The following is a 20,833-nucleotide window of genomic DNA, read 5'->3' as shown; positions in this document are numbered from 1 at the left end:
GACGGATCGCCCGCTCTCCGACAACAAGGTGTGCCCGAGATGACAGAGACCTCCCCCGCTGGACGCGACTTCATCCCCGGCACACCGAGCGGCACCGGTGGTCCGGCGTCGGCGACACCGGCTCCCGTGCCGGCGGTCGTCGGTAAGGTCGAGGCGACTCCGGGCGGTGATCAGCTCGCCCGGATCGAAGACAAGTGCGCGCGGATCGAGGACAAATACGCTCGCTCCGAGGCCCTGCTCTCGCGCATGGAAGAGAAGCTCGAAGGGGCGGCGGCCCGCATGAACGAAGCGGCGCGCCAGACCGACCTCTCGGCCCTGCGCAGCGAAGTCCGCGCCGTCGCCGACCGGACCCGTGGCCTGCCCGGCTCCGGCGCCCTGGTGCTGACGGCAATCATCACCGCCGTGCTGACGGTGGCGCTCACCGTTGCGGCCCAGCGCCTCCACCTCGACGCGCTGATCCCGCAGCGCTGATCCGCTCTTTCGATATCCAGCCCGAACCGAGACGCCGAGCCCCGATGACCGCTTTCCGTACCCTCGACGATGCCGGTGCCCTCAAGGGCAAGCGCGTGCTGCTGCGCGTGGACGTCAACGTTCCCATGGAAGCCGGCCGGGTGACGGACGCAACCCGCATCGAACGCGTGGTGCCGACGATCCGGGAGATCGCGGATGCCGGCGGGCGGGTCGTGCTGCTCGCCCATTTCGGGCGCCCCAAGGGCAAGCCGGTGGCGAGCGAGTCCCTGAAGCCCGTCGTTTCGGCCATCGCCGAGCATCTCGGCCGTCCGGTGGCCTTCGCGGAGGATTGCGTCGGCCCCGCCGCCGCCGAGGCCGTGGCGGCCCTCAACGACGGCGACGTGCTGCTTCTGGAGAACACCCGCTTCCATGCGGGCGAAGAGAAGAACGACCCGGCCTTCACCCGAGACCTCGCCGCCAACGGCGACCTCTTCGTCAACGAGGCGTTCTCCGCCGCGCACCGGGCCCACGCCTCCACGGAAGGTCTCGCCCATGTGCTGCCGGCCTATGCCGGGCGCCTGATGCAGGCCGAACTCGACGCCCTCACCAAGGGGCTCGAAGCTCCCGCCCGCCCGGTGATCGCCCTCGTCGGCGGCGCCAAGGTCTCGTCGAAGATCGACCTGCTGCAGAACCTCGTCGCCAAGGTCGACATGCTCGTCATCGGCGGTGGCATGGCCAACACCTTCCTGCACGCGCAGGGCCTCGGCGTCGGCAAGTCGCTCTGCGAGAAGGATCTCGCCGAGACCGCCCAGCGCATCGTCGCGGCGGCCAAAGCCGCCAATTGCCGTATTATCCTGCCCGTGGACGCCGTCGTCGCCTCGGAATTCAAAGCGAACGCCGCCCACGAGACCGTCGCGGTCGATGCCGTGCCCGAGGGCGGCATGATCCTCGACGCCGGCCCCGCGACGGTGGCGGAGATCAACGCCGCCATCGACGCGGCCGCGACCCTGGTCTGGAACGGCCCGCTGGGTGCGTTCGAGCTTACGCCGTTCGACGCCGCCACCGTGGCGGCGGCCAAGCACGCCGCCGAGCAGACGGCTTCCGGCAAGCTGGTCTCCGTGGCCGGCGGCGGCGATACCGTGGCGGCCCTCAACCATGCCGGCGTCGGCGAGACGTTCTCATACGTCTCCACCGCCGGCGGCGCCTTCCTCGAATGGCTGGAAGGCAAGGAGTTGCCCGGCGTCGAGGCCCTTCGCGCCAAAGCCTGATCGTCGCACCGCCGACCGTCCGCGAGGACGAACCGACCCTAACGGACGGCCCCCCGGGGAGCCGACCTCATCGTGTGGAGAAACCCATGGCCCGCATCACCCTGAGGCAGCTCCTCGACCATGCCGCCGAGCATGAATACGGCGTGCCGGCATTCAACCTGAACAACATGGAACAGGGCCTCGCCATCATGGCGGCGGCGGATGCCACGGATTCGCCCGTCATCCTGCAGGCGAGCAAGGGCGCGCGCGCCTATGCCAACGACATCGTGCTGGCCAAGCTCATCGACGGCCTCGTCGAGATCTATCCGCACATTCCCGTCTGCATGCACCTCGACCACGGCAGCGACGAAGCCACCTGCGCCACGGCGATCCAGTACGGCTTCACCTCGGTGATGATGGACGGGTCGCTCAAGGCCGACGGCAAGACCCCGGCCGACTACGCCTACAACGTCGAGATCACCCGCAACGTCACCAAGATGGCCCATTGGGCCGGCGTCTCGGTCGAGGGCGAGCTCGGCGTGCTCGGCTCCCTCGAGAGCGGCCAGGGCGAGGCCGAGGACGGCCACGGCGCCGAGGGCGTGCTCTCTCACGATCAGCTTCTGACCGATCCGGACGAGGCGGTGAAGTTCGTGGAGGCCACCAAGGTCGATGCACTCGCCGTCGCCATGGGCACCAGCCACGGCGCCTACAAGTTCACCCGCAAGCCCGATGGCGACGTGCTAGCCATGAACGTCATTGAGGAGATTCACCGGCGCCTGCCGACGACCCACCTCGTGATGCACGGCTCCTCCTCGGTGCCGCAGGACCTTCAGGACATCATCAACCAGTACGGCGGCGAGATGAAGCCGACCTGGGGCGTGCCGGTGGAGGAGATCCAGCGCGGCATCAAGCACGGCGTGCGCAAGATCAACATCGACACCGACAACCGCATGGCGATGACGGGCCAGATCCGGAAGATTCTGGCCGAGAACAAGGCCGAGTTCGATCCGCGCAAGTATCTGAAGCCCGCCATGGAGGCGATGACGAAGCTCTGCCGCCAGCGCTTCGAAGAGTTCGGCACCGCCGGCCAGGGCTCGAAGATCCGCCCGGTCTCCGTCGCCGCCATGGCCAAGCGCTACGCCAACGGCTCCCTCGATCCGAAGATCGGCGCGGCGCGCTGAGCGCCCCAACGTCCGAGAAAGCGTCCATGTCCGAGCCCCGTACCCGCCTCGCCCTCCTGACTCCGCACCGGGTCGAGGCGGGGGACGCCGACACCCTCGCGGCGGCCCTCACGGCGGCGTGCGCAGCCGGTGACGTCGCCGCCGTGATCCTCCGGCTGGCGCCGTCCGACGAGCGCAGCCTCGTCAACCTCGTCAAGCGCGTGGCCCCGGCCGCGCAGGGCACCGGCGCGGCCCTTGTGGTGGCCTGCGCCGGCTTTTCCGGGGACCTCGTCAGCGTCGCCGCCCGTGGTGGAGCGGATGGCGTGCACCTCGACAAGCCCCGCGACGGGGCGCTCGCCGAGTTGCGCGAACGCCTCGACGACGGCCGCATCCTCGGCGCCGGCGGCCACGAGCAGAAGCACGCCGCCATGGAAGCCGGCGAGGCGGGGGCCGATTACGTGATGTTCGGCGGCCTCTACGCCGATGGCGTCGCGCCGGATGCCGCGACGGTCCTCGACCGGGCGGCGTGGTGGACCGAGATCTTCGAGACGCCCTGCATCGCCGTGGCGCACGCGGCCGGCGAGGTGGCGGCCCTGGTCGATACCGGGGCCGAGTTCCTCGGGTTGGAGAGCGCCCTCTGGATGGGCGAGGGCGCCGACGTCGCCGCGATCCAGGCAATGGTGGACGCGGCGGGGAAGGCCGCGTGAGATTCGCGACTGCTCCGATCGTCGCGGGCCTGATGTTCGCGGCGGCCACGGCCGATGCGCAAGGGCCGAGCCCGGCGACCGCCGTGGCGCCCGGTGCGACGACGCAGGCGCCTCTGCCGAAGACGGCCACGAAGGAGATCTTCACCGCGCCGCTCAAGGAGCTGCCGACGCCCTACACCCCCGGCTTCATCGGCGCGCGCCCGCGCACGACCAACAAGGATGCCGACATCGCCTTCGGCGCCTATCAGCGCGGCCAGTACACCACGGCGTTTCGCGAGGCGACGAAGCGGCTGACGGCCAACCCCAAGGACGCCGCCGCGATGACGCTGCTGGGCGAGCTCTACAATCAGGGCCTGGGCGTCAAGCAGGATCCGGTGAAGGCGGCCGAATGGTACCGCCTCGCCGCTGCGCAGGGCGACGTCAACGCTATGGCGTCCCTCGGCCTCATGTCCATTGACGGACGCGGCGGCCCGAAGGACCTGAAAGCCGGCCGGAAGTGGCTGGAACAGGCCTCCGCCAAGGGCGACGCCACTGCCTCCTACAACCTCGCGCTGATCCTCCTCGGCACCGGCAAGGACGACGATCAGGCCCGGGCCGCGACCCTGTTCCAGAAAGCCGCCGACGGCGAGATCAGCGCCGCCCAGCACGATCTCGGCGTGCTCTACCTCCAGGGCCGCGGCGTGCCGAAGGATCCGGCGAAAGCCGCCGACCTGTTTCGCCGGGCCGCCGACAACGGGGATCTGGCCGGCGAGGTCGAGTTCGCCATCCTGCTGTTCAACGGGACCGGCGTCGCGAAGGACGAGGGCCGGGCGGCGCGCTACTTCCTCCACGCGGCTTCGCGCGGCAATGCCATCGCGCAGAACCGCGTCGCCCGGCTCTATGCCTCCGGACGTGGCCTGCCGAAGAACACCGTCGAGGCCGCCGCCTGGAACCTCGCCGCCGCCGCGCAGGGGCTCTCCGACGACTGGCTCGACCAGAATCTCACGGACCTGACGCCGGACGAGCGCAAGCGCGCCGAGCAGATGGCGTCCGAGCGGGCCAACCTGAAGTAGACGCGACCGAACCGTAGGCGTGACCCGAATTGCCGTAGGCTTGCCCTGCAATGCGAAGGGGATGAGACCCGCGCCAAACGTGCTATGGCCGGACCCAGCCCCTTCGTCTCCGACGTTCTTTGAATCGACCCGGACCCTTCAAGCGATGATCAGCTCACCCCTCATGACCGTCATGGTCGACGCCGTCCGCAAGGCCGCCCGCGGCCTCAAGCGCGACTACGGCGAGATCGAGAACCTCCAGGTCTCGCGCAAGGGACCCGGCAACTTCGTCTCGGCCGCCGACCGCAAGGCCGAGGAGGTTCTGCGCGACGCCCTGATGAAGGCCCGCCCCGGCTACGGCCTCGTTCTGGAGGAATCCGGCATCGTCGAGGGCGCGGACAAGAGCCACACCTGGCACGTCGACCCGCTGGACGGCACCACCAACTTCCTCCACGGCATCCCGCATTTCGCCATCTCGGTGGGCCTCGAGCGCGAGGGCCAGATCGTGGCCGGCGTGATCTACGATCCGGCCAAGGACGAGCTGTTCGTGGCCGAGCGCGGCAAGGGCGCCTACCTCAACAACCGCCGCCTGCGCGTTTCCGGCCGCGTCGACATGGCCGATGCCCTCGTGGCCTACGGCTCGCCCTATCTCGGGCGCGGCGACCATCCGAAGCTCCTGCGCGAGGTCGCGGCCGTGATGGCGGTGAGCGGCGGCATCCGCCGCTTCGGTTCGGCGGCCCTCGACCTCGCCTACGTCGCCTGCGGTCGTTCCGATCTCTATTGGGAGCGCGACCTGCAGACCTGGGACATCGCGGCGGGCATCATCCTCGTGCGCGAGGCCGGTGGGTTCGTCTCCAGCGCCGATGGCGGCGCCGAGCCCCTCGCCGCCCGCTCCGTCTGCGCCGGCAACGAGCACCTTCACGGCGACCTCGTGAAGCTCCTGCGCCGCGCCAACGCCTGACCGCCCTCCCCGCTCACGACCCTGCCGAAGGCCGCCGCCATGGATTCCCGCCGACACATCGCCCTGAAGGAGTCGATCCGCTCGATTCCGGACTACCCGAAGCCCGGCATCGTGTTCCGCGACATCACCACCCTGCTCAGCGATCCGCGCGCCTTCCGGCGGGCGGTGGATGCCCTGGTGCATCCGTTCGCGGGCGGGCGGATCGATCAGGTCGCCGGCATCGAGGCGCGCGGCTTCATCCTCGGCGGCGCCGTGGCGCACCAGCTGTCGTCGGGCTTCGTGCCGATCCGCAAGAAGGGCAAGCTGCCGCACAAAACCGTCTCGATCGCCTATGCCCTCGAATACGGCACCGACGAGATGGAAATCCACGTCGACGCCATCAAGCCCGGCGACCGGGTGCTGCTGGTCGACGACCTCATCGCCACGGGCGGCACCGCCTGCGCGGCGGTGAACCTCCTGCGCCAGATCGGCGCCGAGGTGGTGGCGGCCTGCTTCGTCATCGATCTGCCGGAGATCGGCGGCGCCCAGAAGCTGCGCGACCTCGACGTGCCGGTGCGGACCCTGATGGAATTCGACGGGCACTGAGGGCGGACCGTCTCCCGACACGGGGGGCATACGAACGCCGTTCGATTCCTCGGATTGGCGGCGTTCAGATGATGGGGCGCCCCCCAGGCTCAATGAGCCGGTTTCCGCTTCGGTCATCCGGCAGCCGGATCGGATGGATCGCGGCTTTCGGCGCGGGAGGGGCGGTGCGCGAGCCCCTCAAACCCCGAGCGCCAGGCCGTCGCTGCGCGGATCGTGGGCGCCGACGAGGGCGCCATCGGGGCCGATGCGGATAGCCCCCGGATGGCCCGCGAGGGGACTGTGCGTCGGGATCGGGCTGATGGCGTGGCCGCGCGCCGTGAGGGCGTCGAACACCTCCGGGCCGGCGGCGAGTTCGAGCTTCAGGCTGTCGCGACTGTCCGAGAAGGTTTTTCCCAAAAGGAAGCGCGGGCGGTCCAGCGCCGTGAGGGGGTCCATTCCGTAATCGATCAGCCGCGTCAGCACCGCCGAGAGGGTCTGCGGCTGGCCGTCGGCGCCCTGCGTGCCGTAGAGCAGACTCGGGCGGCCGTCGCGGAAGTACATGCCGGGATTCAGGGTGTGGAACGGGCGTTTGCCCGGACGCACCGCGTTGATGTGGTCGGGATCGACGCTGAAGGCGGCGCCGCGATTGTGCCAGAGGATGCCGGTGTCGCCCGCGACGACGCCGCTGCCCCAATCGAAATAGATCGTCTGCAAGAGGCTGACGCAATTGCCGTCGCCATCGACGGCGCCGATGAACACCGTGTCGCCCGTCTGAAACACGTGCGGCCACGGCCGCGCCCGCCGCAGGTCGAGGCGCGCAGCCTGACCGTCGAGGTGGGCCGCCGAGAGCAGGTGCTCCACCGGGACGTCGGTGAAATCGGGATCGGCGACGTGGCGATTGCGGTCGAGGAACGCCGCCTTCACCGCCTCCACCAGCAGATGATAGTAATCGGCACTGCTCTCCGGAATGGCGCCGACGTCGAAGCGGTCGAGGATGCCCATGATCTCCAGGGTGGTCACCCCTTGGGTCGGGGGGCGCAGGCTCAACAATTCTCCGCCGCGATAGGGCACGCGCAGGGCCGGCTCGTTGCGGGCCCGGCAGCGGGCGAGGTCGTCCGCGTCGAGGGGGGAGCCGGCCTGCCGCAGCCCGTCGGCGATCCGCCGGGCGAGGTCGCCCTCGTAGAAGTCGCGCCCGCCGTTCCCGGCGAGGGTCGTCAGGCTGCGGGCGAGATCGGGTTGGCGAAACCGCTCGCCCGCCTCCGGGAGCCGGCCCGCGTCGGTGAAGCCGCGCACGACGCCCGGCCAAGTGGCGATTTCCGTGGCGCGGAAGGTGGACCAGAAATGCTGCGACGGCGTCAGGGGGAACCCATCCGTGGCGTACTGGATCGCCCGGTCGAACAGGCTCGCCCAGCTTCGGCGCCCGCCCCAGGCGCGTTGGCCGTAGGCGAAAGCCTGATCCCAGGTATCGACGGCCGCCGCCGCCGTGAGGGCCGAGCCGGGCCCGCGCACGGGAATGCCGTCCCGCAGGTCGCCGACCCGGCCGGCGGCCTGCCCGATACCCGACAGGGTGATGCTCGTGCCGTCGCGGTCGCTCGCGATGAGGAACGCATCGCCCCCGAGGCCGCAGAAATGCGGATAGGTGACGCACAGGGTTGCGTTGACCGCGATGGCCGCCTCGATGGCGTTGCCGCCCGCCCGCAGAACCTCGTGTCCGGCCTGGCTCGCCAGGGCGTGCGGGCTCGTCACCATACCCCTGTCGGAGCGCGCCGGGCCTTTCGGAGGAGTGTCGAGGAGGGGCGGCATGGGAGACCCTGAGCGAGGGACCGGGTGGACGGGATCGAAGGCGGCGCTCTACGCGCCCGCCGCCCGGGACCATTGCGACGGAAGAGGCAGCCGCTCGGCGGCATGGGCCGCGATGGCGCCCGCCGTGGTGAGCCAGATGGCGTCGCGGTGCCGGGTGATGTGTTCGAGGGCCCGGCGCAACGGCCGCAGGCGGTGGGGCTGGCCGACGATGTAGGGATGCAGCGCAATGCCCATCACCAGGGGGGCGTGGCGGGACTGCTCCAGCATCTCGTCGAAACCATCCACGATGGCGTCGGCGAAGTCGCGTCCGGTGTCCTTGCGGGCGACAATGGCCGGAATGTCGTTCAATTCCTGCGGATACGGCACCGAGAGGATGTGGCCGCCGTCGCGGGTGGAAAACCAGGTCGGCTGGTCGTCGTGGCACCAGTCGAGGTGGTAGCGGTAGCCGGCCTCCGCCAGGAGATCGGGCGTCGCCTTCGATTGCGAGATCCAGGGGCCGAGCCAGCCGGCGGGCGCACGCCCCTCCTCCCGCGTCAGCACGGCGGTCGCCTCGGCGATGAGGGCGCGTTCCCCGGCCTCGTCGAGGCTGCCCTGCCGCTCGGCATTGGTGCGGCCATGCCCGACGATCTCGTCGCCCCGCGCCCGGAACGCCTCGATGAGGCCGGGGCAATCTGAGTACAATCGGCTGTTGACCAACACGCTCGCCGGCAGGTCGAGGCCGTCGAAGAGGTCGCGCAGGCGCCACGCCCCGACCCGGTTGCCCCAGTCGCGCCACGCATAGTTCAGCACGTCCGGCTGCGGCCCGCCGGGCGCGAGTTCGGCGCCGAGGCCGGAGCCGAAATCGAAGGTCTCGAGGTTGAGGGCGAGGTACACCGCGAGACGCTTACCCCCGGGCCAGTCGTAGACCGGACGATCCGGCAGGGCCGAATAGGCATAGCGGCCATGACCGGCCAAGGTCTCATCGGCGGGGGTCGGTTTCGTCATCGGGGTATCCACGAAGAGAGTTCGCGCCTGTCTCGGGCGGTTCCGGTTCATCCGTTCGGTCCGCTGCGGGCGCGGGTTCCCTCTCGTGCCAGGAGAGGAGCCTGTCCCGCGTCGCCGATCCGAAGCCATCAACGGGTATGGGGGTCAGGCGGCTCCGAGATAGGCCGCTTCCAGCCCCGCATCGGCCTTCAGTTCGGCGGCGGTGCCGGACGTGGCGACGCGCCCCTGTTCCAGGACGTAGCCCCGGTCGGCAACCGTGAGGGCGAGGGCCGCCATCTGGTCGACGATGAGGATGGTGGTGCCGGCGTCGCGCAGTTCGGCCACGACGGCGTAGAGCGAATTGATGATGGCCGGGGCGAGTCCGAGGGACGGTTCGTCGAGGAGCAGGATGCGGGGGCGCGCCATCATCCCGCGGGCGATGGCGACCATCTGCTGTTCGCCCCCCGAGAGCAGGCCGGCGCGGCTGTCCGCCCGTTCGCGCAGGCGTGGGAACCGGTCGAGCAGGGCTTCGACCTCCGCCGGATCGACGCGCCCGCCCCGGCTCCAGGCGCCGAGCCGAATGTTCTCCACCACGGTGAGTTCGGGGAAGACCTGCCGGCCCTCGGGCACCAGGGCGAGGCCGAGGCGCGCGACGGCATGGGCCGGCAGGGCCGCGACGGCGGTATCCCCGAGGACGATCGATCCCTCGACGGGACGCAGGAGGCCGGAGAGCGCCCGCATGGCCGTCGACTTGCCGGCGCCGTTGGAGCCCAGCAGCGCCACGGTCTCACCGGGCCGGACGGCGAGGCCGATCCCGTCGAGGACGGGCGCGGCGCCGTAGCCGGCCCGCAGGCCGTGGGCGGCCAGGACCGTATCGGCGGGGCCGCTCCAGGGCGCGGCGCGCGGCCGGGCCGGGGTGTCGGCGGCGCCAAGATAGGCGCGCAACACGGCGGGGTTCCGGCGGATCTCGGCGGGCGACCCGAAGGCGATGGGACGCCCCGCATCCATGACGAGGATACGGTCGGACACCGCCATCACCAGGGGCATGTCATGCTCGACGAGGATCACTGCGATCCCGCAGGCGGCGATGCGTTGCAAGAGCTGCCCCAGCCGGTCGGTCTCGGCCCGGGCGAGGCCGGCGGCCGGCTCGTCGAGGAGGAGGACGTGCGGCGCCCCCGCGAGCGCCCGGGCGATCTCCACGAGACGCCGGTCGACATGGGGCAGTTCCGAGGCCGGGCGGTCGAGGCCACCGGTGTAGCCCACGAAGGCGAGCAACGCCTCGGCCGTCTCCCGGTCCTCGTGGCGGTCACGGTGCAGCAGGGAACCGGGCGCGCGGGCGAGGCGGACGTTCTCGACGACGCTGAGGGAGCCGAATAGCCGCGTTGTCTGGTAGGTGCGGGCGATGCCGGCGCGGGCGATGGTGTGGGCGGGCGCCCCCGCGAGATCGCGACTCCCGAGGCGGATCGTGCCGGCGCTCGGCCGGTAGAAGCCCGAGATCATGTTGAGCACGGTGGTCTTGCCCGCCCCGTTCGGCCCGATCACGCTGGTGACGACGCCCGGGCGCGCCGCGAAGGCGACCCCCTCGGCGGCGCGGATGCCCCCGAAGGCGATGCCGAGCCCCTCGACCGTCAAGGTCTCACGCCCGTCGCGATTCAGGAGATCGGGTGTGCCGGTGCCCCCGGCGGGCCGGATCTCGGTCCGGCGCGGCAGCAGGCGCCCGAGGCTGCCGACGACGCCCTCCGGCACCAGCCACAGCACAACCAGGGTCGTGAGGCCGAAGAACAGCAGCCGGTATTCGGCGAGCCCGGCCAGCGCCTCGGGCAACAGCACCGTCACCAGGGCGCCGAAGACGGGGCCGAGCACCGTACCGGCCCCGCCGACCACCACCGCCAGCACGAATAGGATCGACTGGGAGAACGGGAAGGAACTCGGCGCGATGAACAGCATCAGGGGCGGCAGCACCGCGCCGGCAAGCCCCGTCAGGGCCGCCGACAGCGCGAAGGCGACGGTCTTCACGCGCACCGGATCGAAGCCGAGGGACGCGGCGGCGACATCCGCGTCGCGCACCGCCCGCAGGGCTTGGCCGAGGCGAGCATGGCGCAACCGGTGGAACCCGTAGAGGCCGAGCCCGGCCCCGATCACCGCCAGGATCGCGAGGTCGCGCTCCCCCATCGGCACTCCGAACAGGGTCGGGCCGGCGGCGATCACGAGGCCGTTCTGCCCGCCTGTGACGGCCCCACCCTCGATCAGGGCGTGCTCGACGAGGAACCCGAACGCGATGGTGACCATGGCGAGGTAGGGGCCGCGCACCCGCATGGCCGGCAGGGCGAGGACGGCGCCGAGGAGGGCCGACACACCGGCCGCGATGGGCAGGGCGAGCCAGAAGCCGACCCCGTTCAGGGTCAGGATCGCGCTGACATAGGCGCCGATGGCGTAGAAGCCGGCATGCCCGAAGGAGATGAGGCCGGCGAGCCCCAGCAGGATGTTGAGGCCGGTTGCGGCCAGCACCGTCAGGGCCGTCAGGGCGATGACGAAATGACTGTAGCCGCTCGTCACCAGCACCAGGGCGAGGCCCGCGAGGGTCAGGGCGAGAATCGTCCAGGCCATGGCCGCCGGGGCGCGCAAGGAGGCGATCATGGTCAGACCTTGTTGACGCCGGCGCGGCCGAGAAGGCCGTTCGGGCGCAGGGCGAGGGCCAGGATGATGACGGAGAACACCACGATCTGGGTGGCCCCGGAGCCGAGGGTGGCGGTGACGCCCGCTTCCAGCAGGCCGTAGAGCAGACCCGCCAGCACCACGCCGGTGGCCGAGCCGATGCCGCCCAGGATCGCCACCGCGAAGGCCTTGATGCCGAACAGGGCGCCCATCTCGGCCGAGACCGAGAAGAGCGGCGCGATGAGCAGGCCCGCCGCCCCGGCGAGCACGGCCGAAAGGGCGAAGGCGCAGGCCACGGTGCGGGCGACGTCGATGCCCATCAGCCGGGCGGCCTCGGCATTCTGCGCCACGGCGAGGAGGCCCCGGCCGAGTTCCGTCCGCTGGAACACGGTGCGGATCGCGAGGGCCGCCGCGACGCCGACCACGGGGATCAGGAGCTGGAGGGGATACACGCCCGCGCCCAGGATCTCGACGGGGGCGGCGACCAGGCTCGACGGCAGGCTGCGCGGCTCCTTGCCGAAGGTGAAGAGCAGGGCATTGTCGAGGATGATGCCACCCGCCACCGTGGCGAGCAGCCAGGCATCGGACCCGCGCGTCACGAACGGCCGGACGAGGAGGCGCTCGACGGCGAGGCCGAGGAGGGCGCAGCCCGCGAGGGACGCCGCGATGGCGAGCGGCATAGGCCAGCCGAGGCGAACCCCGAACACATAGCCCAGCACCGCCCCGAGGGTGACGGCGCTGCCTTGCGCGAAATTCACGGTGCCGGAGACCGCGAAGGTGAGGTGGAAGCCGAGCGCCACCAGCCCGTACATGCTGCCGAGGCCCAGCCCGCTGATGAGCGTTCCCGTCAGCATGGCGTCCTCCCGTGCGTCGCCCCCCTCACTTCGTCACCGCGACGATCTCGCCGTTCTGGAAACGGGCGAACACGTAATCGTCCGGCCCGAGGGCATCGTGACGCTCCGGCGTGAACGGCTTGTCGTAGGTTTTGATCAGGCCGGAATAGCCGGAGATCTTGTAGAACCCATCACGCACCTTCGGCCCCTGCGTGGCGCCCGCCGCCTGGATCGCCAGGGCGATGAGGTGCGTCGCGTCATACGCGTTGGCGATGCCGACGGCGGGGGTGACGTCGGCCATGGACTTGATCGCCGGGTCCTTCGCCTTGAGGGCTTCGAGCACCGCCTTGGCCTTCGGGGCGTCGTTGCCTGCGAAGGTGAAGGTCTGGACGAAGCGCACCCGCGCGGCCCCCGGGCCGGCGAGTTCGTCGAAGCGTCCGCCCGCCGGCCCCCAGTGGGAGACCACCGGCACGGTCCAGCCCATGCGGTCGAGGGATTTCACCACCTGGGCCGAGGGACCGACATTGCCCACGAGGAACAGGGCGTCTGCGCCCGCATCGCGCAGGCGTGACAGTTGCGGCACCATGTCGATGTCGTTGGCCTCGAACTTCTCGATGCCGGCGGAGGGGAGGTTCGCGGCCTTGAGCGCCGCGACGAGGCCCTGCTGGTTCGATTCGCCCCAGGCGTTGTTGACGAGGATGGCACCGGGCTTCTTCGCCCCATAGGTCTTCACCGCGTAGGCCACGAGGGCCTCGTCCACCAGGGCGTCCACGGCCGAGACCCGGAAGGCGTAATTGTCCGCCGCGCCGTTGCGGGTGATGCCGGTGCCGGCGGCCCAGGGACCGACGAACGGAACCTTCATCTGGTTGGCGATGGGCACGATGGCCATGGAGACCGGGGTGTCGAGGCCGCCGATGAGCGCCACGACGCCGGCCCGCTGGATGAGTTCGCGGGCGGCGAGCACACCCTTCGACGGGTTGGCCTCGTCGTCCCGGGCGACGAGCTCGAGGGGGCGACCGAGGACGCCGCCGGCCCGGTTGATTTCGTCGATGGCGAGCCCGATGCCCCGTGAGATCGCCTCGCCGGATTTGGCCGATTGCCCGCTGAGCGCTGTAACGAGGCCGATCCGTACCGGCTCGGCAGCCCGGACGGGCGAAAGGCCGACGAACCCGGAGAGCAGAACGCCCAAGGCGAGGCGGCGGGTGAGCGGGCGGGCTTCGGGGCGACGGCGGGGCATGGCGATCCGATCCAGTATGTGGTCGACCTAGGTCCGCAACAGACGTGCCAAAGGGCGAAGTGCTGGAAACGCTTACATTTTTCGGAGCGCGGAGAAGGCGATGCCACGAATGCGTGCAGAGCGATCGAAAAAGTGCATACACTTGATGCATGCGCAACCGCCTTGGGTTCGGCATGGTGTCGCCGACATGGGGAATCACAAGGACATCGAATCATGAGCGCGACTGACACCAACCCCGCCGCGCGCGACGCCGCCGTCGTTACCGCCTATCTCGAAGCCTCCATGGTGCCCGATCCCGAGGGGGCCGCACGCTACATGGCGCCGGGCACGCCCATCGTGTTCACGGGCGGACGGGTGTTCACGCATCCGAGCGCGGTGACGGCGTTCAATGCCGGCCGCTACGCCTGGGTGAAAAAGCGGATGGAACGCCTCGACGTGGTGCCGGGCGGGGACGTCACCACGGTCTACAGCCTCGGCACCCTCTACGGCGCCTGGCCGGACGGGACGGCGTTCGAAGGCAACCGCTACGTCGACCGCTTCACCGTGCGGGACGGGCTGATCGTCGCCATGGAGGTGTGGAACGACAGCGCCGAGCGCCTGCTCGATCGGCACGGCCTCACGGCCTGAGGGGCGCCCCGCGCCCTCAGGCCTCGACGTAGGGCGCGAGCAGGCGCACGAGGTCGCGCTCGCGCTGCGGCTCCGTCACGATGCGGGCCCGCTCGGCCACGGCGTCGAGGTGGTGATCCATCAGGGCGACGGCGCGCTCGGCATCGCCCGCGACCAGGGCGGCCACGATCTCGCGATGCTCGCTCACAGCGCAATCGGACGAGTGCGGCCGGCTGTAGAGCGAGAGGATCAGGGCGCAGCGATAGCCGAGTTCGGCGACGTAGCGGCTGAGCACCGGGCTGCCGGTCATCTCGGCGAGCAGCAGGTGGAACTCCGTGGCAAGGCGGATCGAGGTGGCCTCCGGCCCGCCGCCGGCCCGCTCCTCGCCCGCGATATGCGCCTCCAAAGCGGCCTGCCGTTCCGCGTCGAGGCGCCCGGCGAGGCGACGCACCACGAGGCGTTCGAGGCTGATGCGCACGTCGAAGGTGTCCCGCGCCTCCTCCCAGCTCGGGCTCGCCACCACGGCGATCCGGTTGCGGCGCAGTTCCACCAGCCCCTCGCCCGCCAACTGGCCGAGGGCTTGGCGCGCAATGGTGCGGCTGACCCCGAACCGCTCGCCCAGGGCATCTTCCGGCAGCCGATCCCCGGGGATCAGCGCCCGCTCGATGATGGCGCGACGCAGGGTTCGGCAGATCGTCTCGACACGATTGATGGGTGTGCCCGCCATGGCCTCTCTCCTCCTGCACCCGCTGTCTATCAGGAGGCGGACGAAGAAGGATCACGGATCGGCGGCGGAGCATGACGTCCTCTGCGCCAAGTGGCCTCGGCCCCAGCATCGTCGGTCCCCGTTCGTCGAGGCTCAAGGGGCACCCTACGCAGCGTGGTGACGGGGGCTCGGCCTCGTTGCGCCAATGCCGGCGGCCACTGTTGGGTGACCACCTGCGCGTCAGCGCGGGCGAAGCAGGACAGGACGACGGATGTTCCCGTGTGAAGCCGACTTTGGGGATCGGACCCTGTGGGCCTGTTTGCGATGCGGAGCATCGAACGCCAGCTTCGAGCCGTCATATTGCAATGCAAAACCGTCTTTTCGGAATGGAAACGGAGAAACCTTGGCAGAAAAGGATGCCAATCGGTCCTGCCCTTCGGGAACCGATAGGCCAGAAGGAGAATTATTCTTCCCGACAACCAACCTTGAGGAACGCCTTTATGAAATTCGCCGTCATCGCCAGCGCTGCCATCTTCGCACTCACGGCCGGAACATCTATCGCCGCCCCCTGCAATACCGGCGCGGAGAAGGGCAAGACTCCGGAGCAGCATACCGCGAACGGCAAGAGCTCGGCTGTCGACCAGGGCAGCAAGAACCTCGCCGGTGGCGAGCAGCCCGCTTCGCCGGGCACCGTCGGCGCCATGAACAACGTCGGGGCCAATCAGGGCGTCGGGGAGAAGGCGGGCGGCACCATGGCGGCCAAGGGGAACGAAGACCCAGCCAGCAAGAACCTCGCGGGCGGTCAGCAGCCCGCCTCGCCCGGAACCGTCGGCGCCCTGAACAATGCCGGCGAGAACCAGGCCATCGGCAAGAAGGGCGACGATTGCTGATTGTCTGAACGAGCGAAATCCCGCGCTTCAGCTATCGTCCGCTAAAGTGCATCCCGAACGAAGCCCCGGTCGCTCCAGCGGTCGGGGCTTTTCGTTTCAGGCGATCACCCAGGCCAAGGCCAGGATGCCCCCGAGGAAGGCCCCGTACGTGATCATGACGGCTGCGATCTCACGATGTTGATGGAGGACGGCGCGAGAAGCGAGCAGCATGACGATGAGCCGGAAGCAGGGTGTGCTCGCCAATTTGATCGACTCGCCCCGCCAACGCGAGTCCGCAGACTACCGGAACGCAGGGAAACCGTCGGCTGTCACCCTGGGGGCACAGCGCCGTCCAGAGGGGCTTCGGACACCGGATTCACCCCTCGACGCGGACCGCGTCACCGACCGGAGACGCGGGATTCTCTTCGGATTTCAACGGCGCAGGCGCAAGTTCCCCCATCCCTTGATGCCGCCTGTCCCGCTTTGGAAGCCGGCCCTCCCCCGCGATCCGGGCGCATCGAGACTCAAGATCGCCCCCTCGTGCCGGAGGCTCAAGCCCCGGGCTTCACGCAGGCCACCAACGCCAAGCCGGCCCGCGGGCCGATCTCCGACGAAAATCGTCGCGGGCCTGCTGATCGAGGCGGTGAACCAGGGGAATGCGGGCCTCGTGGACCCGCAAGTTCGGCGAATCCGAACCAGACGGCAGGCCGTGCTCCGCGCGATCCGATTGGGAGACGAAGCTCGCCGAGCCGTCGAAATTTCGTCCGGCTCCCCGGCGCAAAAGATGGACGAATGCATCGCGGTTGGGGCCAATTTCGGCGCCGTATCGACGAAGGTAATCGCCAAGATCGAACAAGGAATTCGGCGCGTATGCTTGGCTACGGCGGTGGGTCAGATAATGTTTCAGGGGTGAAATTCGGGCCGGGAGATCATAACGCCCTGCGTACCAGGCCGGATCGAAGTAGCACACCGGTCGCAAACCCGACCGTTCGCCGATCCGGATATAGTGGGACAGGGCGTTCACGCCTTCGGCCCCCTCCCCGAGATAGAGATCCGCGTACCAAACCGGATCGAAATAGAGGTTCGGGCGCCGGCCCTCCCGGCAGCCGAATTGGCAGAAATGCAGCAGGGGGTCGCATCCGTCCGCCGCCACGTCTGGGGCTTCGATGAGGTAATGATTGATGTCAAACAGACCCGACTTCGCGATGACGGCATAATCGCCGGAGGGCTTTCCCATGGAACACCGTCGACAATGGACCCGAGACGCGAGCGGGATCGACGCGCCCATGCAATTCTAATCTCTGAGACGGAAGGCTACGTCGTCGTGATACGCGTATAAAAATACGAATTCTCGAATTTGAGATCGACGCCCGAACCCGAAATCCAGTCATAGTCATGATGGGGCTGGTCGCGACAGCGGGCGATGAGATCCGCGCGTTCGTTCGGTATCGCGAGGTGGTCCGTCGGCCACTCCGTCCGGATCCGAAGAAGACTGTAATCGAGGGCGAGAAAGCGCTCGATGAGGATCTTCGAACTCGAACCGCTCCGTCGAAGATGATCCTCCTCGATCTCGAGGAAGACGACGGGGCGGTCCCGCGCGAGCAATTCGCGCATCCCCTCGACGGCCAGGGCTTCCGAACCCTGGATATCCATCTTGATGAAGGTGATCGGCGGCAGGCGCAGGTCGTCGAGGCGGATGGTGGACACGCCGTCGCCGCCCCGGCCGATCCGGGTCAGGCCGAGATTGACCGTTCCATCCGCCGTCAGGGTCGCGTCCGGGGGCTCCATCTCCACCCTGTCGCCCGAGCGGTCGGTCACGGCCATCCGGTAGGTGCGGACGTTGCCGAGTCCGTTGGCGAGGACGTTTCGGTGCAGTTGCGAGAAACACAGATCGAGGGGCTCGAACGCATGGACCGACCCCTCGGGGACCAGGCGCGCGAGACCGACGGTATGAACTCCGAAATTGGCTCCGAGGTCGAGAATATGGGATCGCGGGTCGAGGACGAGGGCCGCGAATGCGTAGAGATGCGGCTCCCAGTCCCCCGTCAGGCTCAGCGTCCGCCCGATGTAGTCCCCGTCGACGACGAAGAACCGGCCGCGCTTCGAGTCCACTTCCCGGAACACGGGCCAGGAGGCCCCCGACGGCGTCGGAGCCCGTGCGTCCGCCCGCAGGTCGTCGAGGAGAGACCGCCATTCCGGGATGCGGACGCGCCAATCGTAGGTCTGGCGGCAGAAAGCCTGCTGGGCCGAGGCCTGCGCCGCCTGCCCCATCCAGGGATCGGACAATTCCTGCCGCAGGATCTCGGTGAACGCGGCGGCGTGGGCGTCCGGGTCCGCCACGAAGGGATAGAGGCGTGCAAAGCCCGCCGTGGTTTCCGGGAGGGCGCCGAGGGTCGGGCACAGAACGCGACAACCGGCGGCCATCGCCTCGATGACCGCAAGGCACGAGGTTTCCGCGAAAGTACTCGGATAGGCCAGGATGTCGATCCCCGCGAGGGCGGCGCGAAGGTCGGCATTGGGCAGGAGCCCGTGGTAGTGGACGCCCGGCAGAGTGGCCGCCCGCGCGTAGAGGGCCTCGTATGGCGCGTCGTCGGCGTCGCGGCCGTAGAGCTTGTGCGACGACCAGACGTGGAGTTCGGCCCATCGCGGCGCCAGTCGAGCCCAGGCTTCGAGGAGAATCGCGAGGCCCCGATAGGGAACGCTGGTATAGGCGACCTTAAGGGGAAGATTCCGTCGCGCGGGACGATCCACCTGGGGCACCTCCGTGGCATTGCGCAGGACGAGGCAACGCTCCGGGGGGAGTTCGAACGCCGCGAGAAACCCCGCGCGCTGCCACTCCGAGACGAAGACGAACCGCGCCACGCGGCGCACCTTCTCGGAATCCCGAAGCCAAGCCACCGCCGCCTGGTCGGGCGCATGGTGGATCCAGATCACCAAGGGACGTCCGTCGAGTCCCGCCGCGTCGTAGCCGTTCAGACGCAGGTCGATGGCGACAAGGTCGGGGCCGAGGTGGCGGGACAACCCGGCGGCCATGATCTCCGTGCCGCCCTGCGGCTGCTCGGGGCTCCACCGCGCGGCACGGGCAGGCACCGGCATTGGCGTCGTCGCCGCGATGCCCCCACGGGCGGAGGGCAGGAGGCCGCGTCCGGGATCGTAGGGGACCGGCAGCTTCTCGAGGGCGAAGCGGGCATTGGCCACGTGTCGCGGACGATCGTCCGCCGGCACCTCGGTGCAGGCGAGGAGATCGAGACAGGCCGAGAGGCAGTCCCGGTACCGGCCGGCCCAATAGGCGTTGACCGCGTACTCGTCCCGCAGACCATAGGCGTAGATCCAGGGTTCGACGAACAGGCCGCCCTCCGGCGCCACGAGGCCGAGGCCGGCTTGCGCAAACCGAAAGCCTTCCGCGTAGTGGCCGGCGAGGCGGCAGGCGCGACTGGCGCCGTGGCGCGCCTCCGCCCGGTCGGGCCGGATCGCGATGGCCCGCCGGTAAGTCTCCAGGACCGTGTCCATGGGCCGGCCGAGACCAGCCATGAGCCCGGCGGCGGTGCAGAGGGCGACATAGACTTCGTCCTCCCAGAAACCGAGGTCCGCCCGTCTGAGATAGGCGTCGACGGCTTCCTCGGCGGCGCCGCAATCCCGATAGCTCTGGCCGAGGTAGAACAGGTAGCGGGCGGTGAGGAACGGGTCCGTCTCCGACGCCAGGGCCGCTTGCAGGAGCGCGGCGTCGCGCCGGTAGGTCTCCGGATCGCGGCGGCGGGCACCGTCGTGGTTGCGCCGCAGGGTCAGGCCGAGGGCACCCGCGCGGGTCGCCTCGGGGCAGTTCGGGAACTCGTGCAGGACACCCCGGTAGACCCATGTCAGGGCGTTTCGCACAACCTGAGTCCGTCGATACGTGATCGAACCATCCGCGATGGCGACGTCGTAGGAATCCGCGTCCAGGGTCGGCAGGGTGTAGCCGGGCGGAAGGAGGAGTTCGTCGTCGGCATCGATGACGAGGGTGTAGGTGCCGTGCGGGCGGGCGAGGGCGAGGGCTTCGGAGCGGTTGTGCCCGAAATCGACCCAGGGCCGCTCGATCAGGGTGCCCGGCAGATCGCCGAGGGCGGCCCGCACGAGGTCCTGGGTGCCGTCGGTGGAGCCGGTATCGACCACGATCCAATGGTCGATGAGCGATCGCACGGAGGCGAGACACCGGCGGATGACCGGTGCCTCGTTCCGAACGATCATGGCGAGGCAAAGAGACTGACCGGACGGCGTCATGCTCGAGCCACGGGCGGCATCAGGCTCGCCGCAGGAGCCGCGACAGGATCGACCGCCTCCCGCGCTCGGCGGGGGCCGCCTTCGGCGCCGCGAGCCCTGCCCGTACGCGCTCCAGCACCGGGCCGGCGACGACGAACGGGGCGCAGGCCATCTCCCAATTCAGGGATGCGAAATCGGGATGGAGGCGGACCGGGCCGTCGTGGTTCTCGAAATCGGCGCGGTTGCCGCAATCGAGGAAGCTCTCGGCCGGCAGGCCATTGGCCACCAGCACGTCGTGAACGGCGAGCTCCACGTGATGATAGACCACGGCGGCCGGCGCGACCTGCGCGACGGCGCCGCCGTCGATCAGTGCCTCGGCCGGGATCAGCACCCCGTCCAGGAACAACGCATGGGCGGGCGAGACGAAAAGGTCGGTGTGCGGACGCCCATGGCCGAAGGCGTGGGCGGCGACCCGCACCGGCCGGACCCGCTCGGGCCGGGGGTGGCGAGTCAGATCGAGGCTACGGTGACCGACCCATTGCACGCGGACCGTCGCCCCCGAGGCGGTGACCACCGCGTCGCCTGCTCGCAGATCCTCCACCGGCCGCTCACCCTCCGGCGTGAGGATCAGCGTACCCCGGGCATAGCAGGGCGCATCGCTTCCAGTGGCACCCGTGGCTCCAGCGGGACCCGTCGCGCCCATGGCTCCAGCGGGACCCGTCGCGCCCGTTGCTCCAGCGGAACCCGTCGCACCCGTCGCGCCAGCGGAACCCGTCGCACCCGTCGCGCCAGCGGAACCCGTCGC

General features: G+C 69.7%; 19 protein-coding genes. 9 read left to right on the top strand and 10 right to left on the bottom strand.

Annotation, left to right across the window (positions count from 1 at the left end; translation table 11 throughout):
* Nucleotides 1-39: 39 nt before the first annotated feature.
* From BM249_RS13445 to BM249_RS13415, 7 genes are all read left to right on the top strand, one after another.
* Complete coding sequence (locus tag BM249_RS13445; RefSeq protein ID WP_091972575.1) at nucleotides 40-471, top strand: hypothetical protein; 432 nt, start codon at nucleotides 40-42, stop codon at nucleotides 469-471.
* Between the two features lie 44 nt (nucleotides 472-515).
* Nucleotides 516-1,718, top strand: a complete 1,203-nt coding sequence (locus BM249_RS13440) for a phosphoglycerate kinase (protein ID WP_091972574.1) — start codon at nucleotides 516-518, stop codon at nucleotides 1,716-1,718.
* 86 nt (nucleotides 1,719-1,804) lie between these two features.
* Nucleotides 1,805-2,878 (top strand): class II fructose-bisphosphate aldolase, encoded by a 1,074-nt coding sequence (fba, locus tag BM249_RS13435; protein WP_091972573.1) that lies wholly within the window; start codon nucleotides 1,805-1,807, stop codon nucleotides 2,876-2,878.
* A 26-nt stretch (nucleotides 2,879-2,904) separates the two neighbouring features.
* Nucleotides 2,905-3,564, top strand: a complete 660-nt coding sequence (locus tag BM249_RS13430) for a thiamine phosphate synthase (RefSeq protein WP_091972572.1) — start codon at nucleotides 2,905-2,907, stop codon at nucleotides 3,562-3,564.
* Between the two features lie 32 nt (nucleotides 3,565-3,596).
* Nucleotides 3,597-4,616 (top strand): tetratricopeptide repeat protein, encoded by a 1,020-nt coding sequence (locus tag BM249_RS13425; protein WP_091972571.1) that lies wholly within the window; start codon nucleotides 3,597-3,599, stop codon nucleotides 4,614-4,616.
* Between the two features lie 145 nt (nucleotides 4,617-4,761).
* A complete protein-coding gene (locus BM249_RS13420; protein WP_091972570.1) occupies nucleotides 4,762-5,556 on the top strand; it encodes an inositol monophosphatase family protein in 795 nt (264 codons plus the stop codon).
* A 39-nt stretch (nucleotides 5,557-5,595) separates the two neighbouring features.
* Entirely contained in the window at nucleotides 5,596-6,141 is a 546-nt protein-coding gene (locus tag BM249_RS13415) for an adenine phosphoribosyltransferase (protein ID WP_056176113.1), read from the top strand.
* Nucleotides 6,142-6,318: 177 nt separating this feature from the next.
* Here the strand turns inward: BM249_RS13415 and BM249_RS13410 are convergent, their stop codons facing one another.
* From BM249_RS13410 to BM249_RS13390, 5 genes are all read right to left on the bottom strand, one after another.
* A complete protein-coding gene (locus BM249_RS13410; protein WP_091972569.1) occupies nucleotides 6,319-7,923 on the bottom strand; it encodes a gamma-glutamyltransferase family protein in 1,605 nt (534 codons plus the stop codon).
* Between the two features lie 48 nt (nucleotides 7,924-7,971).
* Complete coding sequence (locus tag BM249_RS13405; protein WP_091972568.1) at nucleotides 7,972-8,907, bottom strand: polysaccharide deacetylase family protein; 936 nt, start codon at nucleotides 8,905-8,907, stop codon at nucleotides 7,972-7,974.
* Nucleotides 8,908-9,051: 144 nt separating this feature from the next.
* Nucleotides 9,052-11,523, bottom strand: coding sequence for a branched-chain amino acid ABC transporter ATP-binding protein/permease (locus BM249_RS13400; RefSeq protein WP_091972567.1), 2,472 nt, complete (start codon nucleotides 11,521-11,523; stop codon nucleotides 9,052-9,054).
* 2 nt (nucleotides 11,524-11,525) lie between these two features.
* A complete protein-coding gene (locus BM249_RS13395; RefSeq protein ID WP_091972566.1) occupies nucleotides 11,526-12,395 on the bottom strand; it encodes a branched-chain amino acid ABC transporter permease in 870 nt (289 codons plus the stop codon).
* Nucleotides 12,396-12,420: 25 nt separating this feature from the next.
* On the bottom strand, nucleotides 12,421-13,611 hold the full coding sequence (locus BM249_RS13390) for an ABC transporter substrate-binding protein (RefSeq protein ID WP_091972564.1): 1,191 nt from the start codon (nucleotides 13,609-13,611) through the stop codon (nucleotides 12,421-12,423).
* A 213-nt stretch (nucleotides 13,612-13,824) separates the two neighbouring features.
* On the opposite strand from BM249_RS13390, the gene BM249_RS13385 reads away from it, so the two are divergent.
* Nucleotides 13,825-14,238 carry a nuclear transport factor 2 family protein gene (locus tag BM249_RS13385; protein ID WP_091972562.1) on the top strand — a complete coding sequence of 138 codons (414 nt, stop codon included), beginning with the start codon at nucleotides 13,825-13,827 and terminating at the stop codon, nucleotides 14,236-14,238.
* 16 nt (nucleotides 14,239-14,254) lie between these two features.
* Here the strand turns inward: BM249_RS13385 and BM249_RS13380 are convergent, their stop codons facing one another.
* A complete protein-coding gene (locus BM249_RS13380) occupies nucleotides 14,255-14,944 on the bottom strand; it encodes a GntR family transcriptional regulator (protein WP_091972560.1) in 690 nt (229 codons plus the stop codon).
* 479 nt (nucleotides 14,945-15,423) lie between these two features.
* Here BM249_RS13380 and BM249_RS13375 point away from each other — a divergent pair, with 479 nt between their 5' ends.
* The gene (locus BM249_RS13375) at nucleotides 15,424-15,813 is read left to right on the top strand and encodes an exopolysaccharide production protein YjbE (protein ID WP_091972558.1); all 390 of its coding nucleotides are present in this window, start codon (nucleotides 15,424-15,426) and stop codon (nucleotides 15,811-15,813) included.
* A gap of 96 nt (nucleotides 15,814-15,909) precedes the next feature.
* On the opposite strand, the gene BM249_RS21730 is transcribed toward BM249_RS13375, so the two are convergent.
* From BM249_RS21730 to BM249_RS21725, 4 genes are all read right to left on the bottom strand, one after another.
* Nucleotides 15,910-16,056 carry a hypothetical protein gene (locus BM249_RS21730; RefSeq protein WP_177232407.1) on the bottom strand — a complete coding sequence of 49 codons (147 nt, stop codon included), beginning with the start codon at nucleotides 16,054-16,056 and terminating at the stop codon, nucleotides 15,910-15,912.
* A 301-nt stretch (nucleotides 16,057-16,357) separates the two neighbouring features.
* The gene (locus BM249_RS13370; protein WP_091972556.1) at nucleotides 16,358-17,029 is read right to left on the bottom strand and encodes a hypothetical protein; all 672 of its coding nucleotides are present in this window, start codon (nucleotides 17,027-17,029) and stop codon (nucleotides 16,358-16,360) included.
* Nucleotides 17,030-17,106: 77 nt separating this feature from the next.
* A complete protein-coding gene (locus BM249_RS13365; RefSeq protein WP_280142678.1) occupies nucleotides 17,107-20,016 on the bottom strand; it encodes an FkbM family methyltransferase in 2,910 nt (969 codons plus the stop codon).
* A 52-nt stretch (nucleotides 20,017-20,068) separates the two neighbouring features.
* Nucleotides 20,069-20,731: a Hint domain-containing protein gene (locus BM249_RS21725; RefSeq protein ID WP_244528741.1), complete on the bottom strand. Its 663-nt coding sequence runs from the start codon at nucleotides 20,729-20,731 to the stop codon at nucleotides 20,069-20,071.
* Between the last annotated feature and the right edge of the window lie 102 nt (nucleotides 20,732-20,833).

Source organism: Methylobacterium gossipiicola (assembly GCF_900113485.1).
Lineage (GTDB): Bacteria > Pseudomonadota > Alphaproteobacteria > Rhizobiales > Beijerinckiaceae > Methylobacterium > Methylobacterium gossipiicola.
The sequence above is the reverse complement of the archived record's forward strand: the minus strand, read 5'-3'. Positions and strand labels throughout refer to the sequence as shown.

What these genes read in the sequence shown, in the direction of transcription:
- BM249_RS13445 (WP_091972575.1), top strand. Translation starts at nt 40, where the DNA reads ATGACAGAGACCTCCCCCGCTGGACGCGACTTCATCCCCGGCACACCG.
- BM249_RS13440 (WP_091972574.1), top strand. Translation starts at nt 516, where the DNA reads ATGACCGCTTTCCGTACCCTCGACGATGCCGGTGCCCTCAAGGGCAAG.
- fba (WP_091972573.1), top strand. Translation starts at nt 1,805, where the DNA reads ATGGCCCGCATCACCCTGAGGCAGCTCCTCGACCATGCCGCCGAGCAT.
- BM249_RS13430 (WP_091972572.1), top strand. Translation starts at nt 2,905, where the DNA reads ATGTCCGAGCCCCGTACCCGCCTCGCCCTCCTGACTCCGCACCGGGTC.
- BM249_RS13425 (WP_091972571.1), top strand. Translation starts at nt 3,597, where the DNA reads ATGTTCGCGGCGGCCACGGCCGATGCGCAAGGGCCGAGCCCGGCGACC.
- BM249_RS13420 (WP_091972570.1), top strand. Translation starts at nt 4,762, where the DNA reads ATGATCAGCTCACCCCTCATGACCGTCATGGTCGACGCCGTCCGCAAG.
- BM249_RS13415 (WP_056176113.1), top strand. Translation starts at nt 5,596, where the DNA reads ATGGATTCCCGCCGACACATCGCCCTGAAGGAGTCGATCCGCTCGATT.
- BM249_RS13410 (WP_091972569.1), bottom strand. Translation starts at nt 7,923, where the DNA reads ATGCCGCCCCTCCTCGACACTCCTCCGAAAGGCCCGGCGCGCTCCGAC.
- BM249_RS13405 (WP_091972568.1), bottom strand. Translation starts at nt 8,907, where the DNA reads ATGACGAAACCGACCCCCGCCGATGAGACCTTGGCCGGTCATGGCCGC.
- BM249_RS13400 (WP_091972567.1), bottom strand. Translation starts at nt 11,523, where the DNA reads ATGATCGCCTCCTTGCGCGCCCCGGCGGCCATGGCCTGGACGATTCTC.
- BM249_RS13395 (WP_091972566.1), bottom strand. Translation starts at nt 12,395, where the DNA reads ATGCTGACGGGAACGCTCATCAGCGGGCTGGGCCTCGGCAGCATGTAC.
- BM249_RS13390 (WP_091972564.1), bottom strand. Translation starts at nt 13,611, where the DNA reads ATGCCCCGCCGTCGCCCCGAAGCCCGCCCGCTCACCCGCCGCCTCGCC.
- BM249_RS13385 (WP_091972562.1), top strand. Translation starts at nt 13,825, where the DNA reads ATGAGCGCGACTGACACCAACCCCGCCGCGCGCGACGCCGCCGTCGTT.
- BM249_RS13380 (WP_091972560.1), bottom strand. Translation starts at nt 14,944, where the DNA reads ATGGCGGGCACACCCATCAATCGTGTCGAGACGATCTGCCGAACCCTG.
- BM249_RS13375 (WP_091972558.1), top strand. Translation starts at nt 15,424, where the DNA reads ATGAAATTCGCCGTCATCGCCAGCGCTGCCATCTTCGCACTCACGGCC.
- BM249_RS13370 (WP_091972556.1), bottom strand. Translation starts at nt 17,029, where the DNA reads ATGGGAAAGCCCTCCGGCGATTATGCCGTCATCGCGAAGTCGGGTCTG.
- BM249_RS13365 (WP_280142678.1), bottom strand. Translation starts at nt 20,016, where the DNA reads ATGATCGTTCGGAACGAGGCACCGGTCATCCGCCGGTGTCTCGCCTCC.
- BM249_RS21725 (WP_244528741.1), bottom strand. Translation starts at nt 20,731, where the DNA reads ATGGGCGCGACGGGTCCCGCTGGAGCCACGGGTGCCACTGGAAGCGAT.